Genomic DNA, 17,541 nt, shown 5'->3' on the forward strand with positions numbered 1-17,541 from the left:
ACAGATCGATCTGGAGGGAAGTCGTCGACCTTCATCGCCCCCGATGCGCCGCAGCTTCTTGTGTTTCGTTAACGAAACCTTAGTAACCGCCGGGGGCCCCCCCGTCCACACGCCGCAGCGGCCATCCAACGCTTGCGCACGACATGGTTAACGGGCGTTAAGCCCTAAGTCGGTTTGCGCGGTCACAGGCGCGCTGTTACGCCTGTCGAGGCGCCGAAGATGGCTTGCCGGAGGACCTGAGCGATGGCCGATTCGGAGCGTTCCGCTTACGAGATTCCGAACGAGATGCGCGATTTCGCCGATCGCAGCGTTGAGCAGGCGCGCAAGGCGTTCGACGGGTTCGTGGATGCGGCCTTCAAGGCTTCGAGCGCGATCGAAACGCAGACCGAAAGCGCTCAGGGCGACCTGCGCGCGGTCGCCGGCGCGGCGGTCTCCTACGCCGAGCAGAACGTGCAGGCGAGCTTCGCCTACGCCCAAAAACTGGTCCGGGCGAACTCGCTCGAGGAAGTGATGTCGATCCAGAGCGAATTTGCGCGCTCCCAGATCGAGACGTTGACCCGCCAACTTCGTGACATGTCGACGGTTGCGGGAAAAGGTCGTTCTGGCGGCTGAATTCTTAGGACGGCCGCTTGATCGTATTGCACCGCACCATTATGCTGCAGCGCATCAAAGACACGGTCTGTCCGCTTCATCTCTTCGCATCGGGCAGGCGCGGTTCTCGGCGCGATGGCGGAGCGCGCGTAGACCGTTGATCACGACGTCCGCCACACCCAGAGTGAGGATGACGACATGGCCACGACCAGCAAAGCCGCTCTTTCGAAGACTGAAGACACGGTGACCGAGACCATCGACGCCGCCGCGGGGGCAGCGCCGGCCCAGGTCCGGGACCTTGCGGAGAAATCCGTGAAGCAGGCGAAGGACGGCTACGCCCGTCTGAAGTCCGTCGCCGAAGAGACGTCCGACACGATCGAGGACGCCTACGCGACCGCGACGAAGGGCTACAAGGAGCTCGGCCGCAAGTCGGTGGATGCCGCGCGCTCGAACCTCAACGCGCATTTCGACTTCCTGCACGCGCTGATCGGCGCGAAGTCGTTGAGCCAGGCGGTAGAGCTGCAGAGCTCGTATGCGCGCCAGCAGTTCGAGGTGATGTCGAGCCAGGTGAAGGAGCTGTCCTCGCTCGCGCAGAAAACCGCGACCGAAAGCTCGAAGCCGTTCCAGCAGCTGGCTTCCAAGAGCGCGCGCTACGCGCAAGCCTGATTATCGGCCAACTAACGACCAATCAATTCGACGCCCGGGCAGGCCTCTCTGCCCGGGCGTTTTCGCGCCCGAAAAGGTCGCGATCGACGCTTGCCCGCGCGAATGGTTTCACATAGGTTCCGCCGCGCCGAAAAGGCTGGTCACGCCGCCATAGCTCAGTTGGTTAGAGCGCTAGATTGTGGATCTAGAGGTCCCTGGTTCGAGCCCAGGTGGTGGTACCAGCCTTCGGCAACCTTCAGGAACTCTGTGATGAGATGACCGTCGCCGGCGCATGCAGCCGCGACGAAGCCGATCGCTCGTCAGTCGTGCGGATGCTTGTGGATCGGATCCACCCAGTAGACCGCCTCGGGCTGCTCGACGGGCTCCACATCGGTGATGTTGACCACCACCGCCTCGTTGTCTGAGCGCACCAGAACGCATTGCAGCGGGTTTGCGGGGTCGGCGTTGATCTCCTGGTGCGGCACATATGGCGGCACATAGATGAAGTCGCCTGGGCCAGCCTCCGCCACGAACTCGAGCCGATCGCCCCACCGCATCCGGGCGCGGCCTGAGACCACGTAGATCACGCTTTCCAGCGCGCCGTGATGGTGGACGCCGGTCTTCGCGTCCGGCTCTATCGAGACGGTGCCCGCCCAGATCTTCTGCGCGCCGACGCGGGCGTGGTTAATCGCGGCCTGACGGAACATGCCGGGCGTCTGAGGGGTGTTGGAATCGAGCGCGTCGCCGGCGATGACCCGAACGCCGTGATGCTTCCAGCGCTGTTCGGCGTCGCTCATCGCCTCCGCCTCTTGTCGACGGGTAACTGTTCCGTGGGATCGAGCCATTTGCAAGGGCCGGAACAACACGGGCGCCGCTTGCAACAAAGCAGCGTTTGATGTCGTCAGGGCGCCACCGTATCCGCCATCTTCGCGCCTCGCATGCCAAGCGGCTTCGGCGCGCCGACGGTCGTATCCTTCACCGTCTGATGCTCCATCTCCGCGTTGAGCTCGCCGCCGAGCAGCACGACGATTACCGACATCCAGATCCAGGTCATGAAGGCGATGGCTGCGCCGAGCGAGCCGTAGGTCTTGTCGTAGCTCGCGAAATTCTCGGCGTAGAACGAGAAGGCCAAGGAACCCGCGATCCACAGCACGGCGGCCAGCAGCGATCCGGGCGCGGCCCAGCGCCATTTCGGACTGCGCCGACTTGGACCGAACCGGTACACCATGGCGAGCCCGCTCAGCATGCACAGGAGCAGAGCCGGCCAGCGCGCGAACGACAGCAGCGCCTCGGCCGCGCTTCCGAGCCAGATGTATTGAAGCACGATCGGCAGCACCACCACCGCATTGAACGCGATGATGACGAAGGCGAGGCTCGCCCCAGTGAAGGCGAGCGACAGCGCGTTCAGCATCACGAAGGAGCGCTTCTCGTGCTCGCCATAGACGACGTTGAGCGCATCGAACAACGCCTTCATCCCGGCGTTCGCGCTCCAGATCGCGGCGCCGAGGCCGAAGACGAAGGCGAAGCCGAGCGTACCGTCGCTCTTCGTGACAAGGCGCGTGACCTGATCGCGGATCAGCTCGATCCCCGAGCGCGGAATAAGCCCTGAAAACGCCGCGAGATGATCGTTCAACGTGCCGACGTCGGCGGTAAGCCCGTAAAGCGAGACCAGCGCGACCATGGCGGGAAAAATGGCGAGCAGGGCGTAGAAGGTGACGCCCGCCGCGACGGCGAGCAGCCGGTCTTCGGCGATTTCGGAATAGACACGGAAGACGATCTCCTTCCAGCCCCGCGCCGGCAGCTTGACCGGCGTCGCGACATCCTTGCCGCGGGAATGGAGGTCGCCCTCGGGCGACAGCGCCGCCTCAGCCCGGGGCGCCCTCGCCCCGTCATAGGCTGCGGCCGCCGCCACTCCCAGCGCCGCAAGCGCGGACGCCCCAAGCAACAAACCTCCCGCGACCCCACCGATCGCGCCGCCCGCCTTCTGCATCCCCGCCATGCTTTCGCCCTCTTAACGCCGGCGGGAGAACGCGCAATGGCTTGATTTCGTTGCCTTGAGCGGCGGCGCAGACAACCATTTGCCGACACAGGCGACGCGGTCGCCATCTCGCGCTAATCCTCGCCCGCCGAAACGCCTCGCCTGAAGGAGCCCTGTCGCTCATGACCGCCTACGCCGAGCTATCCGCCCACTTCGGCCGCATCGCCGCGCTGTCGAACGCGATCGGTATCCTTCACTGGGACAACGACGTGATGATGCCGAGGGGCGCCTCGCCCTCTCGGGCGGAGAGCATCGCGCTGCTCCACGTCATGAGGCACGACCTGACGACGGACGGCCGGATCGCCGACTGGCTCGACGCCGCGAACGAGAACGACCTCGATCCCTGGCAGCAAGCGAACGTCCGCGAAATCCGGCGAATCTTCACCGTGGAGACGGCGCTTCCCTCCGACCTCGTCTCCGCCTCCAGCAAGGCGACCTCGATCTGCGAGATGAAGTGGCGGCAGGCGCGCGCCGAATCCGACTTCGCGTCGCTGCTGCCTTACCTTGAGGAGGTCCTGAGGCTCCAACGCGAAATCGGACAGGCGAAGGGCGAGAAGCTCGGCCTGTCTCCTTACGACGCGCTTCTGAACGATTACGAGCCTGGCGGCCGCGCCGAAAAGATCGACGCGTTGTTCGACGATCTCGCGGCCTTCCTACCGGGCTTTCTCGGCGAGGCCGTCGAGGCGCAGGCGAAGCGCCCGCAGGGGCCCGCGCCAGAAGGCCCCTTCCCCGTCGAGGCGCAGCGGGCGCTCGGACAGCGCATGATGGCGACGCTCGGCTACGATTTCGAGCGCGGCAGGCTCGACGTCTCGACCCACCCGTTCTGCGGAGGAGCGGACAACGACGTGCGCATCACCACCCGCTACGATGAGGCGGACTTCTCGAGCGCGCTGATGGGCGTGCTGCACGAGACGGGACATGCGCTCTACGAACAGGGTCGCCCCGCGGCTTATCTCGACCAGCCGGTCAGCCACGCCCGCGGCATGAGCCTTCACGAGAGCCAGTCGCTGCTGATCGAGATGCAGGCCTGCCGCAGCCGCGAGTTCATTCTCTTCGCGGCGCCTTTGATGCGCGAGGCGTTTGGCGGCGAGGGGGCGGCCTGGGATGCGGAGGCGGTCTGGCGGCGCTACACCAAGGTCGCGCCCGGCTTCATTCGCGTCGACGCCGACGAGGTGACGTATCCCGCCCATGTCATCCTGCGCTACCGGCTCGAAAAGGCGCTCATCGCGGGCGAGATGGCGCTCGCCGACCTGCCCGCCGCGTGGTCCGAGGGCATGCGGAACCTGCTCGGAATCACGCCGCCATCCGACCGGCTCGGCTGCCTTCAGGACGTTCACTGGCCGAGCGGCGGCTGGGGCTATTTCCCGACCTATACGCTCGGCGCGATGACCGCCGCGCAGATCTTCGACGCCGCCAAGCTTAGCCAGCCGGACGTCCTGCCCGGCATCGCCCGCGGCGATTTCGCGCCGCTGGTGACGTGGCTGCGCGAAAACATCCACGGCAAGGGCTCGCTGCTGACGACGGACGAGTTGCTGACGCAGGCGACCGGCCGCCCGCTAGACCCTGCGGTGTTCAAGGCGCATCTGCGCAGGAGATACGTGGACGAGGCGTGAGACCTCCACGACGCGCCAAGAACCTCCAAGACAGCGCGCCGGAGGAAGCGCTTTATCCCGGCGCGCCCTTCGAATAGACCCGCGGCGCATCCCTCTCGTAAGACGTCCATGTTGAAGCGCTTCTTCGCCTATTACCGCCCCTATCGCGGGCTGTTCATGCTCGATTTCTCCTGCGCGGTCCTGTCGGGCCTGCTGGAGCTCGGCTTCCCCATGGCGGTGAAGCTGTTCGTCGACCGGCTGCTGCCGAGCCAGCAATGGGGCCTTGTGGTCGCCGCGACGCTTGTCTTGCTGGCGATCTATGTCGCGAACACCGGACTGATGGCGGTGGTCGTCTATTGGGGCCACATGCTCGGCATCAACATCGAGACCGAGATGCGCAGGCGCGCTTTCGAGCACCTGCAGAAGCTGTCCTTCGGCTTCTTCGACAACCAGAAGACCGGTCATCTCGTCGGGCGTCTCACCAAGGACCTCGAGGAGATCGGCGAGGTCGCCCATCACGGGCCGGAAGACTTGTTCATCGCGGTGATGACGCTGATCGGCGCCTTCGCCTTGATGTTCTCCGTCAATGTGCAGCTTGCGCTGCTGACCGCCGCGATCGTGCCGCTCACCGCCTGGGTCACAAGCCGCTATGGCGGGCGGATGACGTTGAACTGGCGCGATCTTTACAGCGGCGTCGGAGCGTTCAACGCCCGGATCGAGGAGAATGTCGGCGGCATTCGCGTGGTGCAGGCCTTCGCGAACGAGGAGCACGAGAAGCGGCTGTTCGCCGAGGACAACGCGCGCTACCGCGCGACCAAGCTCACCGCCTACCGGATCATGGCGGCCTCGACTTCGCTCAGCTACCTCTCGATGCGGCTGATCCAGATCGTGGTGATGATCGCCGGCTCGTATTTCGTGCTGACCGGAAGCCTCAGCCATGGCGGCTTCGTCGGCTTCCTGCTGCTGATCGGCGTGTTTTTCCGTCCGATCGAGAAGATCAACGCGGTGATCGAGACCTATCCGAAGGGCGTCGCGGGTTTCCGGCGGTATTGCGAGTTCCTCGACACCGCTCCAGACATCGTCGACCGCCCCGACGCGATCTCCGTGGGTTCGCTAAAGGGCGAGATCGCCTACGAGGACGTCAGCTTCGGCTATTCCGCGGACAAGCCCGTGCTCTCCAACGTCTCGCTGAAGATCCGCGCAGGCGAGACGATCGCCTTTGTCGGTCCTTCGGGCGCCGGCAAGACGACGCTGTGCTCGCTTTTGCCACGCTTCTACGAGGTCGGCTCCGGCCGGGTGACGATCGACGGGATCGACGTGCGTGACATGACGATGGCCTCGCTGCGCCGCCAGATCGGGGTCGTTCAGCAGGACGTCTTCCTGTTTGCAGGGACGATCCGCGAGAACGTCGCTTACGGCCGCCTCGAAGCGAAGGAGGCCGATATCATGGAGGCGATCCGCCGCGCCCAGCTCGACGACTTCGTCGCGCGACTGCCTGACGGGCTCGACACGATCATCGGCGAGCGCGGGGTGAAGCTGTCAGGCGGGCAGAAGCAGCGGCTAGCGATCGCGCGCATGTTCCTGAAGAACCCGCCGATCCTCATCCTCGACGAGGCGACCTCCGCACTCGACGCGGAAACGGAAGCCGCGATCCAGGCCTCGCTCGCGGAGCTTTCGAAGGGCCGCACCACGCTGGTGATCGCCCACCGGCTCGCAACGATCCGCAACGCCGATCGCATCGTCGTGGTGGATTCGAGCGGCATAGCCGAACAGGGCCGGCACCAGGACCTCGTCGCGCGCGCCGGACTGTACCGGCGTCTGCATGATGCGCAGGCTCTGGTGTCGCATGGCTGAGCGACCATCGCGGCCGCTTTATTTTCCGATGGAATGACTATATCGGCTCCGCACGCCAGAAGCGCCGCACGACCGATCGCACTGAAAGCACGCCCTAATGAGCAAATATCTCGAAGAGCGGGTGACCCACGTCCATCACTGGACGGACACGCTGTTCTCCTTCCGCACGACGCGCGATCCGTCGTTCCGCTTCCGGAACGGCGAGTTCACGATGATCGGCATCGAAGTCGAGGGAAAGCCGCTGGTGCGCGCCTATTCCGTGGTGTCGGCCAACTATGACGAAGAGCTCGAGTTCTTCTCGATCAAGGTGCAGGACGGCCCGCTCACCTCCAAGCTCCAGCACCTGAAGGTCGGCGACCCGATCCTGGTCGGCAAGAAGCCGACCGGAACGCTCGTCCTCGACAATCTGCTGCCCGGCGAGAACCTCTATCTGCTCGGCACCGGCACCGGCCTCGCGCCCTTCATGTCGATCATCAAGGATCCGGAGACCTACGAGCGCTTCAAGAAGGTCGTCCTCGTCCATGGCTGCCGGCAGGTGGCGGAGCTCGCTTACGGCGACACGATCACCGAGGCGCTGCCGAAGGACGAGCTTCTCGGCGAGATGATCTCGGAGGGCCTCGTCTACTATCCGACCGTCACCCGTGAGCCGTTCCGCAACACCGGCCGGATCACCGACCTCATGCGGTCCGGCAAGCTTTTCGAGGATGTCGGGCTGCCGCTGATGTCGACCGAGCGCGACCGCTTCATGCTGTGCGGCTCGCCGGAGATGATCCGCGACACCCGCGAGCTGCTGATCGAGGGCGGCTACATCGAAGGCAATCACGGCGAAGCCGGCCATTTCGTCATCGAAAAGGCCTTTGTCGAGAAGTGAGGTAAGGGGCTGCGGCTGCCATCGATGGCGACCGCGCCCTATCTCCCAGCTCCTAGCGACGGCTTCCGCCGTCGCATATCAGGAGCTTAGTTTCATGCACATCACAGCCGAAAACGCCCAGGCTGCGATCGCCAAGGCGATCGAGAAGGCTCGCGCGACCGAAACCTTCATGTGCATCGCGATCGTCGATTCAGGCGCGGACCTGAAGGCGTTCCATCGCATGGACGACGCCTGGGTCGGCTCGATCGACATCGCGATCAAGAAGGCGAAGACCGCCGTGTTCTTCGGCATGCCGACCGGCGAGATCGGCAAGCTCTCGCAGCCGGGCGGTCCGCTCTACGGCATCGAGCATTCCAATGACGGCCTGATCACCTTCCCAGGCGGCCTGCCGATCGTCGACAGCGAAGGGGTGATGATCGGCGCGATCGGCGTCTCGGGCTCGTCGGTCGACAAGGATCATGCGGTCGCGACCGCCGGCGTCGAGGCGCTCGGCTCGAGCGAGCTGCCCGCGCATCCCTGGCGCACTTGATCTTCATTCCGCGCGCCGCCGATAAGGTGGCGCGCGGACCTTGGAGGCCTGAGCGAGTGGGCAAGACCATCCTTCTGATCGGCATCGGCGCGGGCGACCCCGAGCAGATCACGATCCAGGCGATCAATGCGCTGAATCGGACCGACGCCTTCTTCCTGATGGACAAGGGCGCGTCGAAGGAAAAGCTGAACGCGCTCCGCAAGGACATCCTCGACCTCTACGCGACGGAGCGCCCCCACCGCTTCATCGACGGGACGATGCCTGAGCGCGAGCGGGAAGGCGTCGCATACGACGCCGCGGTCGCTGACCTTAACGCGCGCAAGCTCGCCGTCTTCGACCGGATGATCGGGGAAGAGCTCGGCGACGGCGAGACCGGCGCCTTCCTCATCTGGGGCGATCCCGCGCTCTACGACAGCACCATCCGCATCATGGAGGAGATCGAGGCTACGGGCCGTCATGACCTTTCCTGGGAGGTCATTCCCGGCATCTCCAGCGTGCAGGCGCTCGCCGCCAAGCATCGCGTGACGCTGAATACGATCGGCGGCGCGTTCACGGTCACGACCGGCCGGCGTCTCGTCCAGGGCTGGCCCGCGGGCGTCGACACCGCGATCGTCATGCTGGACGCCGATAACGCCTATGCCTCGCTGCCCGCCGCCGACTCGATCGACATTTATTGGGGGGCCTATGTCGGCTCGAACGACGAAATACTGATCAGCGGCCGGCTCGATCAGGTCGCGGATGAGATCGTCGAGAGGCGCGCTGCGGCGCGCAGTGCCAATGGCTGGATCATGGACAGCTACCTGCTCAGGAAGCGCGGACCCTAAGCCGAAAGCCTTTCGCGGTATTCCGCTCGCGATGCTTGCGTTTTCCGCGTCCCGGCTCCTCGCGAGGACCGAGCGGTGAAATTCAGGCGAACGGCGGCGGAATCTCGTGGGCTGGCTCTGGTCGCGCGACCGCCGCGCATCATTTTAACCGTCTCTCCGGAGGACGAACGATGCACACATACAAGGTTGGGGCTCGCGCCCATTTCGTCGGAAGCCCGCTCGGCTCGAAGCCGCAGCCGGCCGAGATCGTAGCCTGCCTTCCATCGGAGAACGGTCAGCCGGGCTATCGCGTCCAATGTCTCGACGACGGCCGCGAGCGCCACGTGACCGAATCGGAACTCGAACCCGAGGCGGTCGGCTGAGGCTTACGGCGCCGGGTCGCCGTGCTATCCCGCAGAGAGGAATTCTGCGGGGGATTGAGCGCCAATGGCGCCGGATGATTCTGAAGCGCCGGTTTGGGTTCTGCTCGGCCGACGCGCGGGGGACAATGCGCAGCTCCTGACGCTGGCGGCTGCAACCAGCCTGCCCTTTCGTGAAAAGCGCCTCGCCTTCAACGGCCTCAGCAGCCTGCCGAACGTGCTGCTGAGGGCGACTGCGGCTTCGCTGAAGCCGCAGGCCCGCGCGATCCTCTCGCCACCCTGGCCCCGGGTTGTGTTCGCCGCCGGAAAGCGCTCGGCGCCGGCCGCGCGGTGGATCAAGGCGCAATCAGGCGGCGCGACGCGCCTCGTCCATATCGGGCGGCCCTGGGCGCCGCTCGACTGGTTCGACCTGATCGTCACCACCGCGCAATACGGGCTGCCCGAACGTCCGAATGTCCTCGTCAACGCTCTGCCGCTCAGCCGCACACCGGCCGACGCGCCGATCCGGGACGACCTCGCGGCATTGCCCCAGCCGCGCCTGATGGCGATCGCGGGCGGCCCGAGCCGTCCTTTGGCCTTCGACGCCGAGACCGCCCGCGCCTTCGCCCAAGAAGCGCTGGAGCGGGCGCGGATCGGTGGCGGCTCGCTCCTCGTCGCGACATCTCCTCGCACGCCGCCGGCTGCGGTGGCCGCGATCAAGGACGGCCTGAGCGGCGCCGCCGTCCCCACCCGGCTTTCGGTCTTCGGCGAAGGCGAAAGCGGGTGGGAGGCGTTCCTCGCTGCGGCCGACAGGTTCCTCGTGACGGAAGACAGCGCGGCGATGGCGGCGCAGGCGGCGTTGCGCGGCAAGCCGGTGAGCCTGTTCGCTTTGCCTCGGCAGCGGGACGCGCGGCTTCGGTTCGCCGCGGCTCTGCGGGACGGACCGGCCCGCGGCCTCTTCGAAACGCTGCGCGACGCGGGGCTAGTGACGTCAACCCGCGACCTCAGCGCCTTTATGGCCCGCCTCGAGCGTGAGGGCCTGCTCGCCGGCGGCGACGCGGCGCGCCTCGTCGCCGAGCGTGAGCTCGCCGCGACCGCAGCGCGCGTTCGCGCGCTTGCGGAGCAATCGCCGGGCGTGGGATAGGCGGAGACGGCCTCCGAGTGACTTTCATGACCCGTCTTCCGAAATGGATCGCAAACGCCTTCGCGCCGCGCGCGAACCGTCTGCCGACGGTTTCGGGGCGCGTTTTCGTCGTCGGCTCAGCCCCGCGCAACGCACCGCCGCCGCCGGGCGTGGCATGGACCTACGCTACGGTGAACGGATCCCAGACGGTTCTCGCCGGCTGGGGCGGCGCGCCGACGCTCACCTTGTTCGGCCGGACCTGGCAGAGGCTCACCGAGGCCAACCTGTCCGCCCGCGAGGTGCTGCGCGGCAGCCGCACTAAACATCTCGTCTGCGTCGGAGCGCCGCGCGAGCACGCTTACTTCCGCGACACCGCCCGCACCCTCGACTATGGCTACGACGACCTGACCATGCTCACGCCGGCGCTTCGCGAAGAGATCACCGAGCGGTTCCTTGGCGCCGATTTCGACGCGCCGGATAAGCCTTCGAACGGCGTCATGCTCGCGCTGCTTTCGCTCCATCTCGGCGCGAGCGACGTAACGATGAGCGGCTTCTCGCTCACCCTTCACGGCCACGCTTATAACGACAAGGCGCTGAAGCGCGAGCACATGGAGGCCGATCGCATGGCGCTCGAGCGCTTCAGGCGCTTCGATCTTCCGATCTCGACCAACGACCCCGTGCTCGCCGAGGAGAGCGGCCTCAGGCTGCGGACGGACTGAGCGCGGCCTCGCGCGGGCTCATTTCTTCGAACAACGTCTCGTAGCGGGCGACCGCGACGTCCGTCGCGAACAGTTCGGCCCGCCGCCTCAGCCGCTCGGGATCGCGCGGCTCAGAGAGCGTCGCCGCCATCGCTTGCGTCATGGCGTCCGCATCGCCGACCGGCGTCAGGCGGCCATAGACGCCGCCGTCCAGGATTTCGCGGGGTCCGCTCGGACAGTCGGTGCTGACGACGGGCGTTCCGCAGCCGATGGCCTCGATCAGAACGCCCGGCAGTCCCTCCCAGCGCGAACTCAGCACGAAGAGGTCGGCGCGCGCGAGGTAAGGCACCGCAAGCGGGACGGCGCCCGGCAGATCGACGTCCTCGCCGACGCCGAGGGAAGACGCCAACGCCTTGAGCTCGTCGCGCGCGCCGGGCTTGTCGTCGCCCCCGAGGATCAGAAGCCGCGCATTGACGCCCCGGCCCCTGAGGCCTGCGAAGGCGCGGATCAGCATGTCGAAGTTCTTTTGCACGCCGACGCGTCCGGCGGCGACGATCAGTGGTCGGCCGGGGACCGCGAACCAGGAGTGGGAGACTTCCGTCGCGGCGGCGGCCTCGAACGCCGGACCAAGCACGGGATTGTAGATCGTCCTGATCTTCGCGCGCGGCAGACCGAGCGCGGCCATGTCCTCCGCGACGCCTTGGGAGACGGTGACGATCTGGTCGGCCAGCGGATAGAGCCCGCGAATCCTTTCGATCAACCCGGATTTTTTCGCCGCATAGGCCGAGGCGTTGTTGCGCTGGCTGACGACCAATCCGACGGCGACGTCCGCCTCCTGACGCGCTTCGATGGCGGCGAAGTTCGCGTAATTGTCGGCCGAGAACAGGACGTCAGGCGCCTCGCGGCGCAAGTAGCGGACCAGCGGACGAACCGTCAGGGCGAATTGGCGCCGCCGCTTGCTCCGCACGAAAGGCAGGCGAGCGAGCCAGCCACCGATCTCGAGCACTCTGACGGCCGGGTTTACGGTCGAGCGGAGATCGCCGCTGGCGTCGACCACCAGCAGGTCGACGCGCCAGTCTCTTTCGGCGAGCGCATTGGCGAGCGTGATGACGCGCCGCGGCACGCCGCCGCCGGAGAGCCCATACATGAAGAGCCCGACGTGGCGTCGCCCGTCCATACCGCTTGCCCGCATCGCTCCGTCAGCCTATGGGGTCGGCCCCTGACGCCCGAGGTTCGCGCTTAAACCTCAACCCCGGAGCCGGTGCAAGCGGAGGCGGCCGGAGCCGACGACCAGGACATGACCGAGCGCTCTCCTCGCCCGCAAACACGTCTCGCGCTCTTCATCCGTTCGCTGAAGGCGGGCGGGGCGGAGCGGTCGACGGTCAATCTGGCGGGGGCGCTGGCCAAGCGCGGTTACGCGGTCGATCTCGTTCTCGGCCGCGCCGAAGGGCCGTTCCTCGCCGACGTGCCGTCCGCGGTCAGGGTGGTCGACCTCGCCGCGCGCTCGGCGCTGCCCGTCCTCGCTGTCGCGCCCTGGCGGCCCGGCGACTTCATCGCCCTCGTGCCGGTTCTGCTGGACAACCCGCCCCGGACGCTGGGCGCAATCCCTGCCCTCGCCCGCTATCTGCGGCGGGAGCGGCCTGCGGCCATGCTCTCGGCGCTCGATCACGGCAACGTCGCGGCAGTGATCGCCCGCGATCTCGCGGGCGTCGGCACGCGCCTGACGCTCAGCCAGCGCAATCATCTGACATCCGACCTCGCGGCGGCGCACGAGCCCCGCGTCACCAAGCTCGCGCCGCTCATCCGGCGGTTCTATCCCCGCGCTGACGCGATCGTCGCCGTGTCCGACGGCGTCGCCGACGACCTTGCGGCTGTCGCCGAAATCCCGCGCGAAAGGATCCGGGCGATCTACAACGCCGTCGCGACGCCGGAGCTTTACGCGCAGGCGGCGGCTCCGCTCGACCACCCATGGTTCGTCGAAGGCGCCAAGCCGGTCATCCTGTCCGTCGGCAAACTGAAGCCGCAAAAGGATTATCCGACGCTTATCCGGGCCTTCGCCCTGCTGCGGCGAGAGCGCGATGCGCGGCTCGTGATCCTCGGCGACGGCCCGGACCGGGAGGCGCTCGCCGCGCTTGCCGCCGAACTCGGCGTCGCCGAGGATCTCGACATGCCGGGCTTCGCGCCGAACCCGTTCGCTTACATGGCGCGCGCCGATCTCTTCGTGCTGTCGTCGGCTTTCGAGGGCCTGCCAGGCGTGCTGATCCAGGCGCTCGCCTGCGGTTGCCCGGTCGTCAGCACGGACTGCCCGAGCGGTCCGCGCGAGATTCTCGAAGGCGGCGTTTACGGCCCGCTGACGCCCGTCGGAGACGCCGCTGCGCTGAAGGAAGCCATGGCGGCGACGCTCGCTTCGCCGCCTGACCGGGAGGCGCTGCGCCAGCGAGGGGCGTGGTTCTCGCCGGAGCGGGCGGCGGACGCCTATCTCGATGTCATGCTGGGGGCGGAGACCGCCCGGACTTGAGGCGACGGACGTTTGGCGATACCCCGTGCCGCGCACTATCCCGCGGTCGGGCGAAGGCCGCGTGGCCCGAGCCCTCTTTCAGAGCCCAGTGTCCTTGAACGACGCACCGACGATCCGTCAGCGCAAGAAGGGCCGTTTTGAGAACCTGAAGCGGCTCGCCTCGGTCATCCCGCTGCGGCGCTCCGCGCTGACGCTGTTCTGTCTTGTGCTGGCCGGGATCGCAGAGGGCGTCGGCGTCGCGAGCCTGCTGCCGCTCGTCACGCTGATGGGACAGACCGGCTCGCAGCCCAAGGGGATCGCGGGCGCGATCTTCAACTTCCTGCACGGCTACGGCATCGAGCCGACGGTCGGCCTGTTCCTCTCCGTGCTGGTCTTCGGCATGCTGCTGAAGGCGACGCTTAGTTTGGTCGCGCTCCATCAAGTCGGTCGCGCCGTCGCGGACGTCACGGTGCGCATGCGGCTCCAGCTCATCGACGCGCTGCTTGCGGCGCGCTGGTCCTACTATGTCCGCCAGCCCGTAGGCCGCTTCGCGAACGCGCTTGGCGCGGAGGCGAACGACGCCGGGGCGGCCTATCATCAAAGCGCCCAACTCACGGCCGAGTTGATCCAGATCGCGACCTACTTCGCGATCGTCATGATCTTTTCCTGGAAGCTCGCTCTGGTGGCGATCGGCGTCGGGCTGATCATGGTCCTGACGCTCAATCGTTTCGTGATCATCGCGAAGCGGACCGCTCGAAAGCAGAACCGCCATATCAAGCGGATGATCGCCGGCCTCACCGACCTCCTGGTCGGACTGAAGCCGATGAAGGCGATGGGCCGCCAGGGCCGCTTCCAGACGCTGTTCGAGCGCGACGCCCGCATCATCCGCAAGGCTCAGCGTAAGCAGTCCTTTGCGCGCCACGCCAACAAGGCGCTGCAGGAGCCGATCCTCGCGGCCTGTCTGGCCATCGGCCTCTATGGCGCGCTGGTGATCTGGCAGGCGCAGCCTGGCGAAGTGCTCATCATGGCCGTGCTGCTGGTGCGCATGGTCACGACCATCGGCAAGGCCCAGGAGGGTCTGCAAGCGGTCCGCATCGCCGAAGTCGGCTTCGTCTCGATCATCGAGGCGATCGACTACGCCCGCTCCGCGCGCGAGCCCGCTCATGTCGGCGCGGACCCGACCTTCGAGCGCGGTGTGACGTTCCGCGACGTCACCTTCGCCTATGACGACACGACGATCATCGAGCGCGCGTCGTTCGAAGTGCCGAGAGGCCTCGTCACCACGATCACCGGCGGCTCGGGCGCGGGCAAGACGACGACGGTCGACCTGCTGCTCGGCCTTCATGAGCCGCAATCCGGCGAAATCCTGATCGACGGCAAGCCGCTCTCAGAGATCGACCTCGTCAGCTGGCGGCGGATGACCGGCTACGTGCCGCAGGAGCTGATCCTGTTCCACGACACGCTGCTGTCGAACGTCACGCTCGGCGAGCCGGAATTCACCCAGGAGGACGTCGAGCGCGCCATCGAGGCGGCCGGCGCGTCGGATTTCGTCTCCCGCCTACCAGAGGGCGTACAGACGATCGTCGGCGAACGCGGCGCGCGCCTGTCGGGCGGCCAGCGCCAGCGCATAGCGATCGCCCGCGCGCTGATCCATCGGCCGAAGATCCTGATCCTCGACGAGGCGACAACCGCCCTCGACCCCGAGACGGAAGCGAACATCGTCCGCAACGTGCTGGAGCTCGCCCGCTCGACAGGTCTGACGGTGCTCGCGATCTCGCACCAGCCGGCCTGGGCGCGCGCCTCCGACCATGTCGTTAGACTGGAGGGCGGGCGAGTCGTAACCGTCGAACGGCGCGTCGATTTCACGGCCGAGACGCCCGAGCCCGCGTCGAGCGCGTCCGCCTGATGCGCACGGACCATTCTGCGAGGTTTGCAAGTCTATGATCGAGAACGGCGCGTTCGTCATGACCCCCGAGATCGCGGCGGAGCGCGGGCTGACGATCCTCGACGCCCTTGAGATCGCCGGCCAGGGCGAGGAAGGCTTCAACTTCCATACCGGCCGGGGCGTCCTCTCCGAGGCCCTGCCCTATGCGCGACTGAAGGACGAGGCGCGCGCGCTGGCGGCGAAGCTGCTCGGCGCGGGCGTGAAGCCGGGCGACCGGGTGGCGCTGATCGCCGACACCGAGGGCGATTTCGTCCGGCTTTTCTTCGCCTGCGGCTATGCCCGCATCGTGCCGGCCCCGATGCCGCTGCCGATGGCGTTCGGCGGGCGCGACGCCTATCTCGCTCATATCAGAAAGATGATCGAATCCGCCGACGCAGCGGCGGCCTTCGCCCCCGTCGCAATGAGGGACTGGCTGCTCGAGGCCGCAGACGGCCTCACCCTCGTGATGACAGGGACGATCGCAGACCTCGAAGCGGCTGCGCCGGTCGAAGGGCCGCTGACGCGGCCGGAGCTCGACGATCTCGCTTATATCCAGTTCTCGTCAGGCAGCACGCGGTTCCCGAAGGGAGTCTCGGTCACCCACCGCGCGCTGATGGCGAACGCGACGGCGATCAGCCGTCACGGCCTGGTGGTGCGCCCCGGCGACCGCTGCGTCTCCTGGCTGCCGTTCTACCACGACATGGGCCTAGTCGGCTTCATGCTGGCCCCGATCGTCGCGAACCTGACGGTCGACTACCTCGCCACCCGCGACTTCGCACGACGCCCGCTGCTGTGGCTCGAGATGATCGGGCGGGCGAAGGCGACGATCTCCTATTCGCCGAGCTTTGGCTTCGAGCTCGCCGCCCAGCGCGCGGCGACGCTGGATCTTGGCGACCTCGACATCTCGACCTGGCGCTGCGCCGGCATCGGCGGCGATATGATCCGTCCCCACGTGCTGCGCCGCTTCGCCGACCGTTTCCGAGCGCACGGCTTTGACCAGCGCGCCTATGTCGCGAGCTACGGCATGGCGGAGGCGACGCTCGCGCTGACCTTCGCGCCGCTCGATCACGGCCTGCGCGCCGACATGCTGGACCTCGACGCGCTCGAGAACGAGGGCGTCGCCTCGCCCTCGACCTCCGAAGAGCGCGCCCGCGAATTCGTCCTGTGTGGGCCGGTTCTCCCCGGCCATGCGATCGAGGTTCGTTCGCCCGAAGGCGAGACGCTGCCGGAACGCCGCGTGGGACGCATCTTCGCGCGGGGGCCGAGCCTGATGCGCGACTATTTCCGCGAGCCGGAGGCGACGGCCGAGACGCTCTCGCCCGACGGCTGGCTCGACACCGGCGACCTCGGTTATGTCGCCGACAAGCAGATCGTGATCACGGGCCGAGCGAAGGACCTCATCCTCGTCAACGGGCGCAACGTCTGGCCGCAGGATCTCGAATGGGCGGTGGAGAGCGGCGTCGAGGGCCTGCGGAGCGGCGACGTTGCGGTGTTCTCGGTCGACCATGCGGAGGGCGAAGAGGTGGTCGCGCTCGTCCAGGCCCGCAGTGGGGCGCCGGAGGTTCGCGAAAAACTCACCACTGACGTCGCCTCGCTGCTCCGCCAGCGATTCGGCACTCCGGTCGTCGTGCGCCTTGTCGGCGCGCACGCGCTGCCGCTCACCTCGTCCGGCAAGCTCAGCCGCGCGCGCTCGCGCGAACTCTATTTGTCGTTGAAGGCCGAAACCGCCTGAACACGATTTGAAACACTTCGTTTCAAGCGCGTCGTTCCCAGTCGGACGACAGCCAAGAAGCCCTTCGCGCAAGCGCCTCCCACTCCGCCCGCTCGACCGGATCAGCAGCGGCGTTGACCGAACGGTTCGGTCAACGGTAAGGAATTCGTCAGGCTTATGAATGATGAAGGGATGCGAGCCGCCACGAAGTCTTCGGACTGGGGACCATGGGGCGACTGCGGGATGGCGGTGATGGGCGTTGAACGCCGAGCACGACATTTCCGCAACAGTCCGAATGCATCCAAG

16 protein-coding genes and 1 tRNA gene are annotated in these 17,541 nt (G+C 66.8%); 14 read left to right on the plus strand and 3 right to left on the minus strand.

Annotated features, from left to right (window positions below):
• The first annotated feature begins 243 nt into the window (after positions 1–243).
• The 3 genes from EYR15_RS10360 to EYR15_RS10370 all read left to right on the plus strand — a co-directional run bounded on the left by EYR15_RS10360 (position 244) and on the right by EYR15_RS10370 (position 1,478).
• Complete coding sequence (locus EYR15_RS10360; RefSeq protein ID WP_131003466.1) at positions 244–612, plus strand: phasin family protein; 369 nt, start codon at positions 244–246, stop codon at positions 610–612.
• 177 nt (positions 613–789) lie between these two features.
• A complete protein-coding gene (locus tag EYR15_RS10365) occupies positions 790–1,257 on the plus strand; it encodes a phasin (protein ID WP_131003467.1) in 468 nt (155 codons plus the stop codon).
• Between the two features lie 144 nt (positions 1,258–1,401).
• Positions 1,402–1,478 (plus strand) — tRNA-His (locus EYR15_RS10370).
• Positions 1,479–1,556: 78 nt separating this feature from the next.
• Here the strand turns inward: EYR15_RS10370 and EYR15_RS10375 are convergent.
• Positions 1,557–2,033 carry a cupin domain-containing protein gene (locus EYR15_RS10375; RefSeq protein WP_131003468.1) on the minus strand — a complete coding sequence of 159 codons (477 nt, stop codon included), beginning with the start codon at positions 2,031–2,033 and terminating at the stop codon, positions 1,557–1,559.
• Positions 2,034–2,137: 104 nt separating this feature from the next.
• Positions 2,138–3,235 carry a YihY/virulence factor BrkB family protein gene (locus EYR15_RS10380; protein ID WP_131003469.1) on the minus strand — a complete coding sequence of 366 codons (1,098 nt, stop codon included), beginning with the start codon at positions 3,233–3,235 and terminating at the stop codon, positions 2,138–2,140.
• A 161-nt stretch (positions 3,236–3,396) separates the two neighbouring features.
• Between EYR15_RS10380 and EYR15_RS10385 the strand changes: the two genes are divergently transcribed.
• The 8 genes from EYR15_RS10385 to EYR15_RS10420 all read left to right on the plus strand — a co-directional run bounded on the left by EYR15_RS10385 (position 3,397) and on the right by EYR15_RS10420 (position 11,124).
• Positions 3,397–4,887: a carboxypeptidase M32 gene (locus tag EYR15_RS10385; protein WP_131003470.1), complete on the plus strand. Its 1,491-nt coding sequence runs from the start codon at positions 3,397–3,399 to the stop codon at positions 4,885–4,887.
• A gap of 108 nt (positions 4,888–4,995) precedes the next feature.
• Positions 4,996–6,720 (plus strand): ABC transporter ATP-binding protein, encoded by a 1,725-nt coding sequence (locus tag EYR15_RS10390; protein WP_131003471.1) that lies wholly within the window; start codon positions 4,996–4,998, stop codon positions 6,718–6,720.
• A 97-nt stretch (positions 6,721–6,817) separates the two neighbouring features.
• Entirely contained in the window at positions 6,818–7,591 is a 774-nt protein-coding gene (locus EYR15_RS10395; protein ID WP_131003472.1) for a ferredoxin--NADP reductase, read from the plus strand.
• A 94-nt stretch (positions 7,592–7,685) separates the two neighbouring features.
• Entirely contained in the window at positions 7,686–8,120 is a 435-nt protein-coding gene (locus EYR15_RS10400) for a GlcG/HbpS family heme-binding protein (RefSeq protein WP_131003473.1), read from the plus strand.
• 56 nt (positions 8,121–8,176) lie between these two features.
• Positions 8,177–8,944, plus strand: a complete 768-nt coding sequence (gene cobF, locus EYR15_RS10405) for a precorrin-6A synthase (deacetylating) (RefSeq protein WP_131003474.1) — start codon at positions 8,177–8,179, stop codon at positions 8,942–8,944.
• Positions 8,945–9,114: 170 nt separating this feature from the next.
• Positions 9,115–9,306: a hypothetical protein gene (locus tag EYR15_RS10410; protein WP_131003475.1), complete on the plus strand. Its 192-nt coding sequence runs from the start codon at positions 9,115–9,117 to the stop codon at positions 9,304–9,306.
• Between the two features lie 64 nt (positions 9,307–9,370).
• Positions 9,371–10,426 carry an ELM1/GtrOC1 family putative glycosyltransferase gene (locus tag EYR15_RS10415; protein ID WP_131003476.1) on the plus strand — a complete coding sequence of 352 codons (1,056 nt, stop codon included), beginning with the start codon at positions 9,371–9,373 and terminating at the stop codon, positions 10,424–10,426.
• Between the two features lie 26 nt (positions 10,427–10,452).
• Positions 10,453–11,124 carry a hypothetical protein gene (locus EYR15_RS10420; RefSeq protein WP_131003477.1) on the plus strand — a complete coding sequence of 224 codons (672 nt, stop codon included), beginning with the start codon at positions 10,453–10,455 and terminating at the stop codon, positions 11,122–11,124.
• On the opposite strand, the gene EYR15_RS10425 is transcribed toward EYR15_RS10420, so the two are convergent.
• Positions 11,105–12,280 carry a glycosyltransferase gene (locus EYR15_RS10425; protein ID WP_165455471.1) on the minus strand — a complete coding sequence of 392 codons (1,176 nt, stop codon included), beginning with the start codon at positions 12,278–12,280 and terminating at the stop codon, positions 11,105–11,107. The genes EYR15_RS10420 and EYR15_RS10425 overlap by 20 nt on opposite strands.
• 120 nt (positions 12,281–12,400) lie before the next feature.
• On the opposite strand from EYR15_RS10425, the gene EYR15_RS10430 reads away from it, so the two are divergent.
• The 3 genes from EYR15_RS10430 to EYR15_RS10440 all read left to right on the plus strand — a co-directional run bounded on the left by EYR15_RS10430 (position 12,401) and on the right by EYR15_RS10440 (position 17,256).
• Positions 12,401–13,621 carry a glycosyltransferase gene (locus EYR15_RS10430; RefSeq protein ID WP_131003479.1) on the plus strand — a complete coding sequence of 407 codons (1,221 nt, stop codon included), beginning with the start codon at positions 12,401–12,403 and terminating at the stop codon, positions 13,619–13,621.
• A gap of 94 nt (positions 13,622–13,715) precedes the next feature.
• Positions 13,716–15,506, plus strand: a complete 1,791-nt coding sequence (locus tag EYR15_RS10435) for an ABC transporter ATP-binding protein (RefSeq protein ID WP_245498246.1) — start codon at positions 13,716–13,718, stop codon at positions 15,504–15,506.
• A 58-nt stretch (positions 15,507–15,564) separates the two neighbouring features.
• A complete protein-coding gene (locus EYR15_RS10440) occupies positions 15,565–17,256 on the plus strand; it encodes a fatty acyl-AMP ligase (RefSeq protein ID WP_131003595.1) in 1,692 nt (563 codons plus the stop codon).
• Positions 17,257–17,541: the final 285 nt, after the last annotated feature.

The organism is Hansschlegelia quercus, from assembly GCF_004310425.1.
Classification (GTDB): domain Bacteria; phylum Pseudomonadota; class Alphaproteobacteria; order Rhizobiales; family Methylopilaceae; genus Methylopila; species Methylopila quercus.